This is a genomic window from Photobacterium sp. R1, assembly GCF_054600795.1.
This window is the reverse complement of the sequence record NZ_BAAHZP010000003.1, coordinates 402775-418556: the sequence shown is the minus strand read 5'-3', so window position 1 is coordinate 418556 and position 15782 is coordinate 402775. Positions and strand designations below refer to the sequence as shown.

The following is a 15782-nucleotide window of genomic DNA, read 5'->3' as shown; positions in this document are numbered from 1 at the left end:
CTGTAAATTCATTCAGCCGTGAAGTCATCACAAAAAACGCCCCGTACGGGGCGTTTATATTTTGAAAACCACAGCCGGTCTACAGCAACAGTCCATCGTCAATCGGACAGAATAGGCTGGCTTCATTGATCAGTGACGCAGCTGTCAGATCCGGCACGCCATACAGTTCAACCTGTTTGCCTTTGCCGACGCGAAGCTTATTCAGCAGCAAATCAAAATCGCCGTCGCCGGAGACCAGCACCACCACGTCAGCATCGACAGAATATTCCAGCGCATCAATCGTGATCCCAACATCCCAGTCGCCTTTGGCTGAGCCGTCCGAACGCTGGATAAAAGGTTTTAGCTTCACATCAAAACCAATCGCCCGCAGGATGTTCTGAAACTCCTGCTGCTTCCGATCGCCCCGGTCAATCGCATACGCAAAGGCAGCGACCACTTCCCGTCCCTGAGTCACCTTTGCCCAAAATGTGTTGTAATCAAAATTGCGCTGATAACGCTGCCGGGATGTGTAATAAACGTTCTGCACATCGACAAAAATGGCCACTTTTTCCATCAAATCAAATCCTGTTCATCATTTCATTGTGTTCTCGGAACACTTCATATTGTTGTTCTTATCTGCCGAAACACGGCCACCACAGCGTGAAGTCTGAACTGACCTGCAACCGGGGTCAACGCCCGGCTAAATATTGTTTGGGAGATTTCCCCAGTGCCTTTTTGAAAAAAGTGATAAAGGCACTGACCGACTCATAACCCAGGTTTTCAGACACCCGCTGAACCGGTACCCTTGAATTCAGCTGCTGCAGGGCGACGACGATATGTAATTGCCCCCGCCACTTCCCGAATGTCATCCCCACATGTTTCTCCACCAGCCGGGACAGAGTCCGCTCGCTCATGGCATAATCTGCCGCCCACTGGCCGATCGTCCGCCGGTCCCCCGGATTATCCACCAGAGCTTTGGCAATCAGATGTAATCTCGGTTCTTCAGGAACAGCGAAATCAAACCGCGCCACAGGCATTTGCGAAAGCTGAGAAAGCAAAACTTCCGCCAGTTTATCTGTTTCGCTGCCCGGTGAATATTGCTGATCCTGCACGGATAAATACAGGATCATTTCCCGCAGCATCGGAGAAACAGACACCGTACACACATCCTCCGGCATCACAATCGCGGAAGGCTGAATAAATAGCATGCAGCCTTCACCATCTTCAGAAATGCGGTTACTGTGCGGCATATTCCCCGGGATCCATACCGCCGTCTGAGGCGGGACCATCCAGATTGCCTCTTTGATATGACTGGTCACATAGCCGGTGGTCGGCATCACCAGCTGACCCTTCTCATGCTGATGAATCGGCGATTCTCTGTCGGCATCTTTGCCCACTTTCAGAGCAACAGCACGCTGCGGAAAAGACGTACTGTCATATAAAGCTTCACTGACGGGTTTCATCATGACTGTTTTTAGTAATAAATTGTCAAATTCACTCAATTAAACAGGATTCAGGCCACTTACACTAGCCCTACCTTCTGATTCATTCACTGAGACAAGTATGAAAAAAACACATCACCACATCCTGTTTCTGATATCCCTGACGCTCACCGCCCTCATGATGCGGGCGCCCTTTACCAGTGTGTCGCCCCTCCTGGAATACATCAGCCGTACTCTGTCTTTATCATCACAGAGCGCGGGGTTACTCACCACATTACCTTTACTGGCTTTTGCTTTTTTCTCTCCGCTGGCTTCAGTCACTGCGTCTAAAACAGGCATCGAAAAGGGCATTTTACTGGGGTTAATGGCTGTCGCTCTGGGGATCGGGCTGCGGGGCACCGGCAATGCCGCACTGCTTTTTACTGGCACCGCGCTGATCGGTTTAGGCATTGCATTTTGTAACGTGCTGTTGCCCGCCTTTCTGAAGCGCCGTTATCCGGAACGTGCGGCAGCCTATACGTCTTTTTACATCCTGATCATGGGCATCGGTGCAGCCGTGGCGTCCACCCTTGTGGTGCCCGTTGCAACACTGGGCGGTGGAAACAACTGGCCGCTGGCCTTAATGGCCTGCCTGCCGATTGCAGTGCTGGCCGGACTGACTTGGCTGTCGCAACTCAGCCACGCAACCCGAACATCCGCAACGACCTCGACGGAGCAGACCGTCTGGCGCTCGGCCGCAGCCTGGAAACTCACCGCCTATATGGCCATGAATTCACTGATTAACTATGTTTTTGTGGCCTGGTACGCCGTGATTGTGCAGGAAATGGGTTACAGCACAGAAGATTCGGGTCTGTATCACGGAATCGCGCTGCTTTCCGCCATGATTCCCAGCCTGATCATGGTGCCCATACTCAGTAAGCTGAAAAGTCCGCTTTACCCTTGTGTTGCCGCCGTACTTTTGACCCTTACCGGCATTGTCCTGCTGCTGATCACTCAAGAGACGGCACTGCTCGCTGGCGTCTTGATTGGTATGGGCACCAGCCTGGGATTCATCATGGGCATGTCGATGCTGAACTGGCGTTCAACAGATGCAGGCCACGCTTCTGCGCTGTCCGGCATGGTGCAGTCCGTCAGCTATCTGGTCGCAGCAACCGGTCCGGTCATCTTCGGCTCTTTCCATGACCTCAGCGGCGACTGGCACTTCAGCCTGAAAATCCTGCTGGCATGCAGTCTTGTCTGGGGTCTTTGCGCAGTTCTGGTTTCACAGCAGGGGCAAAGCGTTGATTCGGAGCCATCGACTCGGCAGGAAAGCCATTAAAATTGACGAAAGTTGGGCACGCGATGACGTGCCCAACAAACAGGTGAACCCGACCACTTAGCGCTGCTCAGCAAATAAATACCGGGCATGAAAATGCAGGTGGTCTTCTATGAAGCTGGCGATGAAATAATAGCTGTGGTCATAGCCTGCCTGCATGCGCAGCTCCAGCGGAGAGTCATGCAACGCCGCAGCAGCTTTCAGCGCTTCCGGTTTCAGCTGTTCATTCAGGAAGTTATCGGCATCCCCCTGATCAACCAGCATCGGCAATTCTGCTTTGCCCAGCTTCAGCAGTTCGCACGCATCATACAAACGCCAGTCATCTTTATTGTTCCCCAGATAAGCAGCAAAGGCTTTCTGCCCCCACGGACAATTCATCGGATGGCTGATCGGGCTGAATGCAGAGACAGAGCGATACATATCCGGATGCTTCAGTCCGATGGTCAATGCGCCGTGCCCGCCCATGCTGTGCCCGGAGATCGATTTCACAGCAGACACCGGGAAATGTGCTTCCACAATGCCCGGCAGTTCTTTGACCACGTAGTCATACATCCGGTAATGCGCGTTCCATGGCGCCTGGGTCGCATTCAGGTAAAAACCTGCGCCCTGCCCCAGATCGTAGTTTTCATCGTCTGCCACCCCTTCTCCGCGCGGGCTGGTATCCGGCATGATCAGTGCGATTCCCAGGGCTTCTGCCACCCGGAATGCCCCTGCTTTCTGGGAAAAGTTTTCATCGGTACAAGTCAGACCGGACAGCCAGTATACCGAGGGCACAGGTTGTGCTGAAGATGCCGTCGATGGCAGAAAAATCGCAAACCGCATAGTGCAGTTCAGCGATGTGGATTCATGGGTATATTGTTTCAGCCAGCCGCCAAAAACTTTATTCTGACTGGCGAGTTCGAGGTTTTTCATGCCGCATTCCTGCCTTTCTTCACGGTTTTCTCGTTTTTTAAACATCAGAGGTCATCATTGAGCGATTTCTTCTGTCAGTATCTGATAGCGCAAACACCATGCGGCCTGAGGCTGCATGGTGCTTTTTCAATGATGGATCCGAGGCAACGCTTACTGATCCATGTGGATCACAGTGCGGATACTTTTGCCTTCGTGCATCAGCTCGAATGCTTCATTCACCGCTTCCAGCCCCATGGTGTGCGTAATAAACTCCTGCAAACCAAACTCACCGGCCAGATACTGCTCCACAATGCCCGGTAACTGAGAACGGCCTTTCACGCCACCAAAGGCAGAACCACGCCAGACGCGGCCGGTCACCAGCTGGAACGGACGGGTCGAAATTTCCTGCCCGGCACCCGCAACACCGATGATCACCGACTCACCCCAGCCTTTATGACAGCATTCCAGCGCCTGACGCATCACGTTGACGTTACCGATACATTCAAATGAGTAATCGACACCGCCGTCGGTCATTTCAACAATCACCTCCTGAATCGGCTTATCAAAGTGCTGCGGATTAATCACATCCGTCGCACCCAGTTGCTGCGCCAGTTCAAATTTACTTTCATTGATATCAATACCAATAATCCGGCTGGCACCTGCCATGCGCGCACCAATGATGGCCGACAGACCGATGCCGCCCAGACCAAAAATCGCCACGGTGTCACCAGCTTTCACTTTGGCCGTGTTGAGCACGGCACCCATACCGGTTGTGACGCCGCACCCCAGCAGACAGACTTCTTCCAGCGGCGCAGCTTTATTGACTTTCGCCAGCGAAATTTCAGGCAACACCGTATATTCAGAGAACGTCGAGCAGCCCATATAATGATAAATCGGCTCGCCATTGATCGAGAAACGCGTGGTGCCGTCCGGCATCAGGCCTTTGCCCTGCGTTTCCCGCACTGCCTGACACAGGTTGGTTTTGCCGGAAGTACAGAACTTACATTCACCGCACTCCGCCGTGTAAAGCGGGATCACGTGATCACCGACTTCAACACTGGTGACGCCCTCACCCACCATTTCAACAATACCGCCGCCTTCGTGGCCCAGAATCGCCGGGAAAATCCCTTCCGGATCAGCGCCTGACAGCGTAAAAGCATCGGTATGGCACACACCGGTCGCGACGATCCGCACCAGCACCTCGCCCGCTTTCGGCAGTTGTACGTCCACTTCTTCCATTTTCAGCGGTTCACCGGCAGCCCAGGCAACAGCAGCTTTGGATTTAATTGAAGTCTGTCCGGGTTTCAATGCCAGTTTCAAATCGTGGGTCATAGTGTTTCCCTTATTGTTGAATAAGTTACATTAAGTTCATGGTCGATGGCTGAAGTATATCCCTTTCGATTCCGTAGATAATCTCACTTTCAGGTAAATCATTTTTACGGATATGTAATAATTGAATTCCATCGAAACCAGTCAACCCAACCACAGGAACGCATCATGGCAAACTGGGAAGGCGTCAGTGAATTTGTCGCCGTCGCTGAATCAAGCAGCTTCACGCTGGCGGCGCAAAAACTTTCCACCTCGGTGGCTCAGGTGAGCCGGCGAGTGTCGGCATTAGAAGAGCGTCTGGCGGTGAAACTGCTCAACCGTACCACCCGAAAAGTCACCCTCACCGAAGCCGGCATGCTGTATTTCCAGCAATGCAAACATCTGGTGGAAGGGCTGGAACAGGCAGAGCTGACCGTCACGCAAATGCAGACCACACCCAAAGGATTGGTACGTGTCACCGCCCCGGTGACCTACGGTGAAATGCACCTCGCCCCGTTGATCAATCAGTTTCTGGAGCAATATCCTCAGGTTGATGTGGAGCTGATGCTGACCAATCAGAAGCTGGATCTGTTCGAATCCGGGGTCGATCTGGCCATTCGACTGGGACGGCTGGAAGACTCCAGTTTAATTGCCCGCCGTTTATCAACCCGTCAGTCCTACGTCTGTGCCAGCCCGGCTTATCTGAAACGATATGGCGAACCACACACCCTGTCGGAACTGAGCAAACATCAGTGTCTGGTCGGCACCATTGATGTCTGGCGGTTCAAAGACAACCATCAGTCCAAATCCATGCGCATTTCCGGCCGGCTCAGATGCAACAGCGGTTTTGCCCTGCGCGACGCCGCCAGACGCGGACTGGGGTTAGTCCAGCTCCCGGATTATTACATCCAGCAGGATCTGGAATCCGGCGAACTGATCGAAGTGCTTCCCCAGTACCGCGACGACATCGAAGGCATCTGGGCGCTGTTTCCGTCCAGCGTGCGGCTGTCTCCCAAAGTGCGATTGCTGGTGGAATTTTTGGCGGAAGGGCTGAGTAAAGCGTAAAACAGCAACATCTGGCTGGCGCTGAATGTCACCCCATGATTGATATACACCCGTCATTCCTGCGAACGCATTTGACGGGTGAGATTGTGTATTCAGCTCTGCACCGATGACAGTAAAACAGCTGCTGAATCCCGTTACTGATCAGTCGCAGTTTTTCGCGGTATTTTCTGCAATGCTTCAATGGTGTCTTTTGAGGCGGTCAGCCAGATTTGAACAGGAAACGATTCAAGTACAGTCACATCTTTCACCTGACCCGTTTTTTCAAATTCCCGGACTTGTTTCAGAACGGGATCATTGGCTTCTGCACTTCCCCGGATCATCACCCGTTCCCATGAATCACTGGCTGAACACGCCTGCATCGTTATTAAAAGTGCAATCGCGATCATATTTCTCATCATATCGTCCACTCTCGATATAAAGCCCAACAAAGTTGGGCTTACAAAGTCAGTCCAATCGGTTGAACTAAGGGAACTGAGTAATCCAGCCCCGAATTGTATTAAAGATCGTACTGTTCATCCGGGTACCACAGTTTTGCGTTGTAGATCCTGTCGTATGAATCCCTCTGACATAGTAATTACTGTCTTTAATACCACTGCCGCTTTGTCCGCCGGAAGTATCCAGGGTATAGCAGATTCGTCTGTCCGAGATCGCATAGGTTGAACCGCTGTCTGTCCACATGGTGCCTGCGGGTTTATCACCGGGATAACCGGTCACACTATGTGTTCCGCCTGAATATACCCCCCAGCCAGAATTACCGCCGTGAGGAGCGCTATTCAGGACAATCACTGCGTAATCATAGTTGGTATCACCGTTATTATGCCAACCTGACGTGGTGACCGAATTTTTCCAGGTTGCGGTTCCCCATGGCTTATAGGAGCCATTTTGAGCCGTGGTAAAATTCAGGGATTTATACCAACTCCCGGCACCATTCGAAACACAATGACCTGCTGTTAAAACGTGATTTTTGGTGATTAATGTCCCCGTACAACCGACATCAATCCGGCCATTAAAATAATGTGGGTTCACAACAGTGTTCGTGATTCGTACCCGGTTATCCGCGCCTATCACTCGCGATGATGACATTGAATCATCCTCTGCGGCTGCTTTTGTCGGCGAGTGTGCACCAGCGCTGAAAAAGCTCGAATCCAAACCTTGCGCCTGCATCGTCTGAATGGCCTTTTCTAAAAGCGCTAACGCTTCTTCTGATATCTCGGCTGTGAATTGAGTCCCGTCAGCTGAAACCGCAACCGCACTCATCGCCTCCGCTCTTTCTGCTGCAGTGTATTTTTGCCGCAGCGAATACTCTGACGCAGAAGGAACTTGAACAACATTCTCACCTTCAATGAATGCTGCTTTTTCATCCAATTTTACAAAGTTATTGAGATTGCTTGCATTTGCGGCAGAAATACACAAGCCCGCAATTGCAGCAATTGCTATTTTCTGGTTCATAATTATTGTCCTGATTAGAATAGTGAATTTATTAAATTTCTTTAATAAAGCGAAAAATACAAAGCCAACTGTTTTCGCAGAGGTAACTATAGAACAGGATGAATAGCGCTGATGCGAGATATATTAATTAAGTTCATTTCGTGACAGAGATTATTATTTATCCATATTCATGCAATAAAACAATAATCTATTACTCGAATTAATGACTAATATCTCAGAAATGAGAACAAAAGAGAAGGTAGTAAATCAAATATAGCAAACAATCTAAAAAGTGCATAGCTTTGCGATATTTAAAAAAACAATATAGTCAGTAAGGACCGGCAGATGGAAAACCACACTTAAGTTTAATCTCAGAATTCCATGAAGATATGAACTTTAGGAATAATTAATAAATAATCGAAACAATAGATTATAAAAAATTAAAAATATCCTTTAAAACATGGATATAAATAAAATTGCTTCAGACGTCACGAAAAACCAATATTGAATGATCATCAGATATCTGGAGGAGTTTTCAGAACAAGGGAAATCCTGGGCACTGAATTTTCTCGTTTAGTATGGTTCGGCTGTATGTCGCGTTTCAATTTGAGCCTGATCTCGGCTCCAGTTGATGCACGGCAGAGAGGTTTTGCTGGTACAAAGAGTCTGGTTCATCTGTCAGTTCAGTCCAACAAAAGCGGGAACTCTTTGTTTAAGCATGATTGGTATGTCACGCGTCAAATTCGATGCAATGCTCAGCATTGGGGATGCGTGCCAGGCACTCTTTGCTGGCACAAAGAGTGCCCTGAAATGCCTTTTGATTCTTTGGTGCTGCCCGGGACGGTTGTAGGCGCTCCAGGCGCCGACAACCTAAAAATTCATCCATGAATTTTTCCCTAGATTTGGAAAAATTTAGATATTTAAACGCGCATTTGGACATAAACGAGCTAGCTCGGATGCTCTAGAACGTTTCTGTCTGATTAGGAAAAGTATGTTGATGGCTTGATCGTTTGTTAGGCATTTTTCACAGCATCAGCTACTTTTTCTGCTATTTCTCTGACCGTGAACATAGTTGAGTTCAACGCGACCTTATCGACTAAAGATGGGCTTAGCCTCATAATTTCGTCTTTTGTGATATTGTGCCAGATAGGTAATATGACTTTATCACCTTCCATTTCTCTTACTACTAGCCCATTCAGCTCGTATTGAGTCCAGTTTTTTTCGAAAAAAGCTTTAGATAGAATAATTAGACCATACTTTGATTCGGCTAGACCTAGATCAATTGAGCGGCGTAAGCTGTCTCCAATACGCAGTGTATACTCATCGTACCACACGGACACACCCAACTTTATTAACTCGTCGGCTAGCGGTTTAACAAAATCGGCTTTATCTTCTGAAGCGTGGGAAATAAATAACTCAGTCCCTGATTGTGTATCTTCTTTATCAGAAGGAAACTCGATTGTTATATATTTTAACTGGGACAAAATATTCTCCTGATTATCCATTTCTTCATTAATCGCTCGATTTAGAGCCAGTCGTTCTTTTTTCTTAGCTTGACCACCTAACTTAGTTCTTTGCCGCTCATTGACCTTACGAGACTTTTGATCTTGTTTCGCCTTTACTTGCCTTCGTGCTTTTATCACTTGTTTCTCTTTAGCTCGAAGCTGCTGCCTAAGCTTATTGATATTATCTAGTGACGGATCTGCAGACTTTAGTTTTTGAACAATCCAGTTAAACTCGATTTCTTTGTTCAGCAAATTTTTTTCGCACTTTTCGATTTCGGCATCTAATGTGCCAACACCTTTAAACTTTGGATGCTTCATGCAAATCTCCTGATGCCTATGGATGCGCTCTGGGGTTTGACGGAGCGAAGCGTAGGCAAGTCCCTAGCAGCGTTTTGTTATGTTCGACTGCAAAGTCAGAACGGAATGTCATCATCAAACTCTGATTCTGTTTTTGGAAGTGCCTTTTGCGGCAATGGCAGGCCGTTCGCTATGTAAAGGTTTAGTATATCTTCGCGATCCATGAAGAGTATCTGGCTTCGCTTGGACGCGTCTAATTTACCGCCAAGCCAATTTCTCGCCTGCTTGGTAATTTCCCCTCCAGCAACTATAAATGCGTGGTCAACCAGAACACGTCTACTTGTTTCAGGGTCAAAGATTTCATGGCCGAGCATCATCAAAACCTGATTGTAGATCTCCGACACGTTGGCGTTTGTTGCCTTACTTACTCCAGATGCATCCAGCTTTCCCTTTTTAACCTGTATACCAAAGTAAAGAACATGCTGTGTGGGAAGGACAAAACGCATCCAAATATCTTTACCATATTCCAAGGCCTTGTCCTTATGCCCCGCAGACGTTATGCGGTGGTAACCCAACTGTCTAAATAGAGGAAGAAGAACGTCTTCAATTAGTTCGTCTTCAGAGCATTTATCCAAGTAACCAATTAGCTGGTCTCTCTTTTCAATTTCTTTCGGAGTAAATGGTCGATGAGGATTTGCAGCAAGGGAAATTGTTTTGGTGCCTATGTGGCGAATATAAAGAAGTTCATCTTCTCCATAGAATGCTTCGTATCCCTCCCGTGCCAAAGGCTTGTTTAACTCTTCCAATGCCTGAAAGCGATCAGGATCATTTGGTTCGGCGTCGGATTTATGCATTAACACTCGAAGGACATGAACAAATCGTTCAGGAAGGACGTGGGCAGCGGGTTGCGGCTCTTGAAGTAATTCCTCCAAGCGCTCTGAAGTCCAATGCCAACGCGTTGATCCATCATGGACGAAATCAAGATCACATTCTTCGAAAAACTGAGTGATGTAGCGGCTTGAACGGTACGGGAAGAATTCTTTGTCCCCAACCACCAACTCCGCAATTGCGCGCAGATTTCTACTCTTGAATTTCATTCCTTCCCTTTAAACTTAAAAACCGCATTGTTTGATTTTTTTACGAATGATCACCTGAGAACATAACAGTTATTAGACAGACAACTTCTATCAGAACTTGCCCATATAAAATACCTTGCGTAATCCTTGTAACTCTTCATTCATTCCGACCAAGTTTGACACAACCTAGCTTCATCGAAGTAGGTCATTTGACTAGGCAAATCAAACAATACAGACATTTTCTGCCCAACACGCCATAGTAAACTAGGCACATAGTTAACCATTAGCTGAAGTAGGTCAACTCATGACAACAGTGTCGAGTCAAGATTGTAGAGCTAAGCAACTTTGGGGCAATAGTGAGTTAGAAGTTAAAACAACCCCACAACCCAAGAAAAAATTCAGGACGTATTTTTAAGTTGTCGTCGCCGGGAGCACCGGCAACCGGACCGGACAACACCAGAGAAACAAAAGGCATTTCTGGGTATGAGTTGGGCCAGCAAAGCCTACCTGGCGCGCATGCACAAATGCTGAAATTGGCTCCAAATCAAAACGCGACATACGCTCCAGACAATCTCAAACCCTCCAGAAGCTATTGATAAAAAACACTTTTCAAAAATCATTCATGACACAAATATGAATATTGATTTATATCGATCCGGCTGAAATAATCTGCGTCCTCTTGAGGACAACAGAAAATGTCCTGAGAACGGTCTCTCAGGAGTTTCTCTATTCACCCGTAAAAGGAATTGCCCGTGTCATCTGTTGCAGAAGAAGCAGAAATCAGCCCATCAATAACGCTGTTCAGCGGTCTCGGTTTTCATGCCCGCGTTGCCAGTCAGGTTGTACAGCCGAAGTCAGCACAAGAATTACAGCAGTGCATTGCGCAGGCTTACCAGAACAAGCAACCGGTATACCCCATCGGGAAAGGGAACAACTGGGGGTATGGCTGTAAAACCCCGCCCCAAGATGGCTGTACGCTGCTTGATTTGAGTGCGATGAATCAGATTCTGAGTTTTGATGAAGAACTAGGCGTCATCGAAATTGAGCCCGGAGTGACGCAGGGTCAGGTTGCCCGCTATCTTGAAAACACGCCGTGGATGCTCGACTGTACAGGTGCCGGACCGGATACCAGCATCATGGGGAATGTGCTTGAGCGGGGCTTCGGTCATGGTCCAGTGGGTAACCGCAGTCAGCACTTTACCATCAGCGAACTGATTCTGGCGGACGGTGAAATGATCCGACTGAACCAGAGTTCGCGTTACTGCGGGCGTGCCGGGCTTTCTGCGAACCTCCATGAGCTGTTTACCCAGAATAATATCGCAGTCATCAGTAAGATGACCTTTGAGCTGATGCGTAAACCAGAATGCAGTTTACGGTGCCTGGTCCGTCTGAAATCGCCCGAACATCTGCCGGATTACATCGACATCATGCGCCGCCTCAAGTCTGAAGGCACCATTGACGGCCTCCCTCATCTGGGAAATACCTACCGCATGCTGACCATGATGGAACGATTTAACTTCGAACGGTGGGATCCCGCCAAAGGTGCAAATGAAGCCGACATCGCGCGACTCTGTCAGCAGTATCAGCTGACGCCCTGGTCGGGTGCGTTTGTGATTACCGGCGCCACAGCGATTGCCAAAGCCAAAGCAGCACGGGTGAAAAAACTGCTCAGCCCGATTGCGCAGGTTAATATTGTCAGCCTGAAAAAGCTCAAGCAGCTGAATCAGATGGCCCAAAAGATCAGTCCGGTTTTCGGACGTATCGCGATTTACCGTCGCTTTCAAAACAGCCTCAGCGATTTCACCGAAATGATGGATATGCTGGAAGGTAATCCGAAAGATATGGCGCTGAAAGGCTGTTACTGGCGTTACCGGAAAGACATCCCGGCCAGAATGAATCCAGTGGAAGACGGATGCGGATTTTTCTGGGTCGCGCCAGCGCTGCCTTTAATTGGCACTGAAGTTGAGCAATGCATGCAACTCTCTCAGAAAGCCTTCGATGCAGCAGGTTTCGAGTTTGGTGTTACGCTCACGGCCGTCAACGCTCATCTGTGTCAGGCGATTATCAGTATTTACTATGACACCAGCAACAAAGATGAAGTCGAGCGGGCTACGGCCCTTGCAAGGGATCTCCGTGCGTTATACCGCGCCCACAGCTGGCCTTGCTACCGCCGTGCGGTCGATGAAATGCCATTCGACGGCGAGCAGGAATTGGAACAGGACGCCCTGAAGCTCCGCCAGCGCATCAAAACCGCATTCGATCCGGATGACATTGTCTCGCCCGGTCGCTACCAACAGAACATCTCTTCCCACTTATCCATGGAGCAACAAGGATGACCCTCCGGTGCAAACGTCTTTCTACCCAGCAGGATTTGCTTGAGTTTGCCGAACATTACCACGCCATTTCCGGCAACAGTAATACGGTTGAGTACCTCAGACACCGCTCGTGCGTGAAAGCTTTTTACGATTCAGAAGGAAAAATGTGTGCAGGCTTCACCGTGAACAGCCGTACGCCCCTGACCTATCTTTCAGATTTGCCGCCTCAGATGGGAGAGCACCCGCTGCAGCTCGCCACCGGAAATATCGTGGAAGGGGGCGGACTCTGGGTAATGCCCGATCTGAATGATTTTGAGCGAGGCTATGTCTTCATCTATGCCTGCTGGGAAGCCTACCGGATGAAAAAGCGCTATTTCATGAGCGGGGCACGCAACCCGAAAGTCGCCGCCCGGCAGAAATTCGTTTATCCGCATGTCCTGTATGAAGGACCGACCGAGAAGTTCGATTACGCCTGTATCCTTTACTGCAAGCGCCAGTACATCCTGATCCAGATTGGCCTGTTTGTTTCTCGCTACTGGATCACACAGCCGCTGAAGAAATTATTCCGTGGGTTGACGCAGCTCAGAACCTGACCATGGTTTCGCTCCCCCCTTTGCCAGCCACAAAAGCAAAGGGGGTTATCAACGCCCTGCCGGTGCCCGGCTAGCTCACTTTAAATCGGCTGACTTTCAAGGCCAGCTCTTCCTGCTTGGCCAGCAATGCATTGATCGTACTTTCACTCTGATGAATATTCTGATGCGTACTGTCACACAGTTCCTGAAGGTTCGAGACGCTGGACACCACATCATTCGCGACCCGCTCCTGCTCAGAAATTGCAGAAACCGTTTGCTGATTCATCTCGGTGAGCCGGTTGATTTCCAGTGCAACGCGGTGGAGCGATTCCTCAGCCAGCTCTGCAATATTGGTTGTCTGGCTGCCTTTCGTCATCCCCTCATTCATCACACGCACGGAATCATCAGCGCTTTGACGCAATTTCAGCATACTTTCCTGAATCATACTGGTGCTGTCCTGTGTCCGGATCGCCAGGGACCGAACTTCGTCGGCCACGACGGCAAAACCACGCCCTTGATCACCGGCTCTGGCCGCTTCAATCGCTGCGTTCAGCGCCAGCAAGTTTGTTTGTTCAGCAATGCCGTTGATGTCATCCAGAATCGGTTCGATATTCGTGACATGATTTTTGAGGGCATTGATCGTTTCCGTTCCCCGGGTGACTTCCGTGACCAGTTCGCTGACCGCAACTGACGCTTCGCGGACACTATTGAGGGTGTTCTGGGTATCGCTGTCGATTGATGCAACAGACTGATCCACATCCCGGGCACTGCTGGCGACTTGTGTGGAGTTATTGGCCATTTCTTCTGTCGCCGACGCAATCGCCTTCACTTCAATCGTCTGCTCCTTCACCGAGTCCGTCGTCAGATGAAACGTGTGGGAAAGATCGGCCGCAGCCCCGCGCACCGTCTCAATCGACTGATTGATTTCATCGACAAGCACCTGAACTTTGGCAATGAATTTATCAACGGAACTGCCGAGCTGACCAAATTCATCCTGTGACGCGATGCCGACGCGGCGCGTCAAATCTCCGTTGCCGTCCGAGATATCGTTCATTCTTTCAATTAAACGCTCAACCGGAGACAAAATCTGTCTGCATAAAATCCAGCCCAGAATGATGACCATCCCCAAGGCACCGACGATGACGGCTTTGAATACAGAAGCTGCGACAGCACTCTCTTTCAAAGTCTCAACCGCCTGCTGCTCCACCATACTGTCGGCATAGGCTTCCATTTCAGAAATAAAACTCAAAAACGCTTGAGAGGTCGTGTTGTACTCCGCAAACCGCGCCCGGTATTGCCGGTAAGCTTCAATGACGTCTGTGGTCGCCTGTTCATGCTGGCTGTTTAACTGCTGAAAAACCTCGGTATAGGTTCGCTCTTCCCAATCGCCCCCCACGGCCACATCAAATAGTCCCGTCGAAAACATGGCTGCATTCGCTTCTTTCTGGAATTGAGCCGCCTGTTCTATCTTTGCCTGTTGCGTCTGGTCATCCTCGCCATCCAGCAGACGCTGTGTCTGATAGAGTTTCCAGAGCAATCCGATATTAGATTCCATCGCACCATCAGCGGCATGCCAGCGCCTCTGAACATCCTCACGCCAGGTCAGCAATTTGTCGGGTTCTTGCTCCAGTGCTTCAACCGCATGATCCCCGAGTGCTTCATATTTTTCACCAAAATCCACCAGCCGTGTGGTTGCCTGATCATAGGCCTTTTTCGCTGCATTATATTGATGAAAAACGTCAATCAACTCGTTCCGTTGTGTCTGATACTGACGATTGAGGCGCGTAAATTGTTGCGCTCGCTGCTCTCCCAGTAATCCCGCCTCAATCATCCGGGAGGAAGCTTCATTCGCCCCTTCAATCGCCTTGTTCAGATCTTTTTCAACCGCAGCAAGGTCGGCGCCAAAAATGAGGTTTTTCACTGCTAACATTTGCGCTTCGATTTCAATCGATGTCTCCATTGCACCATCTGCCGTATTCCATGCAGCACCGATAATGTAATTGAGCGATGACGAACTTGACGAGAGAGCCCTGACCGCAAACAGACTGACAGCGGCCACCACGAATCCGACAAATCCAAAAGTTACAAAAACTTTTGCTTTTACTCTCATAGGAACCAACCCCTTGTCCAAAATGTTGGTGATCACCAAAGAATGCAATACGGAAACAGCAACATACGCAACAGAGTGAGCATGATGACTTAGAGTCTAGCCTAAAAATTTCACCGCGCGTTTCTTCGTCCCGGTTTAAGATTTTTTTGGAAGTGAACACAGAGATGAGGCCGGTAAACGTCTGAAGGAAAATGGATCGCTGTCATTGAACCATTGAGAACGAATTCAAAACATTGAAATAAAGTGAGTCTCAGGCCAAAAAATTTCAAAGCCGCTGTTTTTTGACAAATCCCACTATTCCCGAATTTTTTCACGCTTATTTGTGTACATGGCTGCATATGGCTTTATGATAGCGCCACCGATTCACTGAAAGTGTTTTCGCTTTCCCCAACACAAACAAAAGGAGGATATTTATGTCGCAGTGGTGTTCAATCAACTCACGCTTATTTGGTATTGATGTCCGCTCAAGAGTTTCAGAG

General features: G+C 49.1%; 14 protein-coding genes. 4 read left to right on the top strand and 10 right to left on the bottom strand.

Annotated features, from left to right (window positions below; all coding sequences use genetic code 11):
* Positions 1-79: 79 nt before the first annotated feature.
* Positions 80-553 (bottom strand): LabA-like NYN domain-containing protein, encoded by a 474-nt coding sequence (locus tag ACYP03_RS07695; protein WP_248141965.1) that lies wholly within the window; start codon positions 551-553, stop codon positions 80-82.
* 115 nt (positions 554-668) lie between these two features.
* Positions 669-1442 carry an AraC family transcriptional regulator gene (locus ACYP03_RS07690; RefSeq protein WP_459779134.1) on the bottom strand — a complete coding sequence of 258 codons (774 nt, stop codon included), beginning with the start codon at positions 1440-1442 and terminating at the stop codon, positions 669-671.
* A 100-nt stretch (positions 1443-1542) separates the two neighbouring features.
* Between ACYP03_RS07690 and ACYP03_RS07685 the strand changes: the two genes are divergently transcribed.
* Positions 1543-2739: an MFS transporter gene (locus tag ACYP03_RS07685; protein WP_459779132.1), complete on the top strand. Its 1197-nt coding sequence runs from the start codon at positions 1543-1545 to the stop codon at positions 2737-2739.
* Positions 2740-2796: 57 nt separating this feature from the next.
* On the opposite strand, the gene fghA is transcribed toward ACYP03_RS07685, so the two are convergent.
* Both fghA and ACYP03_RS07675 read right to left on the bottom strand, forming a co-directional pair.
* Positions 2797-3648, bottom strand: a complete 852-nt coding sequence (gene fghA / locus ACYP03_RS07680; RefSeq protein ID WP_459779130.1) for an S-formylglutathione hydrolase — start codon at positions 3646-3648, stop codon at positions 2797-2799.
* Between the two features lie 150 nt (positions 3649-3798).
* Positions 3799-4959 carry an S-(hydroxymethyl)glutathione dehydrogenase/class III alcohol dehydrogenase gene (locus ACYP03_RS07675; protein WP_442957561.1) on the bottom strand — a complete coding sequence of 387 codons (1161 nt, stop codon included), beginning with the start codon at positions 4957-4959 and terminating at the stop codon, positions 3799-3801.
* A 165-nt stretch (positions 4960-5124) separates the two neighbouring features.
* On the opposite strand from ACYP03_RS07675, the gene ACYP03_RS07670 reads away from it, so the two are divergent.
* Positions 5125-6000, top strand: a complete 876-nt coding sequence (locus ACYP03_RS07670; RefSeq protein WP_459779129.1) for a LysR family transcriptional regulator — start codon at positions 5125-5127, stop codon at positions 5998-6000.
* 134 nt (positions 6001-6134) lie between these two features.
* Here the strand turns inward: ACYP03_RS07670 and ACYP03_RS07665 are convergent, their stop codons facing one another.
* The 5 genes from ACYP03_RS07665 to ACYP03_RS07645 form a co-directional block, all read right to left on the bottom strand.
* Positions 6135-6395: a hypothetical protein gene (locus tag ACYP03_RS07665; RefSeq protein ID WP_459779128.1), complete on the bottom strand. Its 261-nt coding sequence runs from the start codon at positions 6393-6395 to the stop codon at positions 6135-6137.
* 67 nt (positions 6396-6462) lie between these two features.
* Positions 6463-7449 (bottom strand): trypsin-like serine peptidase, encoded by a 987-nt coding sequence (locus tag ACYP03_RS07660; RefSeq protein WP_459779126.1) that lies wholly within the window; start codon positions 7447-7449, stop codon positions 6463-6465.
* A 709-nt stretch (positions 7450-8158) separates the two neighbouring features.
* Positions 8159-8314 (bottom strand): hypothetical protein, encoded by a 156-nt coding sequence (locus ACYP03_RS07655; RefSeq protein ID WP_459779125.1) that lies wholly within the window; start codon positions 8312-8314, stop codon positions 8159-8161.
* Positions 8315-8441: 127 nt separating this feature from the next.
* Complete coding sequence (locus ACYP03_RS07650) at positions 8442-9251, bottom strand: toll/interleukin-1 receptor domain-containing protein (protein ID WP_330960297.1); 810 nt, start codon at positions 9249-9251, stop codon at positions 8442-8444.
* 95 nt (positions 9252-9346) lie between these two features.
* Positions 9347-10327 carry a hypothetical protein gene (locus ACYP03_RS07645; RefSeq protein WP_330960298.1) on the bottom strand — a complete coding sequence of 327 codons (981 nt, stop codon included), beginning with the start codon at positions 10325-10327 and terminating at the stop codon, positions 9347-9349.
* Positions 10328-11058: 731 nt separating this feature from the next.
* On the opposite strand from ACYP03_RS07645, the gene ACYP03_RS07640 reads away from it, so the two are divergent.
* Positions 11059-12642, top strand: coding sequence for an FAD-binding oxidoreductase (locus ACYP03_RS07640; RefSeq protein ID WP_459779124.1), 1584 nt, complete (start codon positions 11059-11061; stop codon positions 12640-12642).
* Positions 12639-13214: a hypothetical protein gene (locus ACYP03_RS07635; protein ID WP_248141955.1), complete on the top strand. Its 576-nt coding sequence runs from the start codon at positions 12639-12641 to the stop codon at positions 13212-13214. Before ACYP03_RS07640 ends, ACYP03_RS07635 begins: the two co-directional genes overlap by 4 nt.
* Before the next feature lie 70 nt (positions 13215-13284).
* Here the strand turns inward: ACYP03_RS07635 and ACYP03_RS07630 are convergent, their stop codons facing one another.
* Positions 13285-15303 carry a methyl-accepting chemotaxis protein gene (locus tag ACYP03_RS07630; protein ID WP_459779123.1) on the bottom strand — a complete coding sequence of 673 codons (2019 nt, stop codon included), beginning with the start codon at positions 15301-15303 and terminating at the stop codon, positions 13285-13287.
* Between the last annotated feature and the right edge of the window lie 479 nt (positions 15304-15782).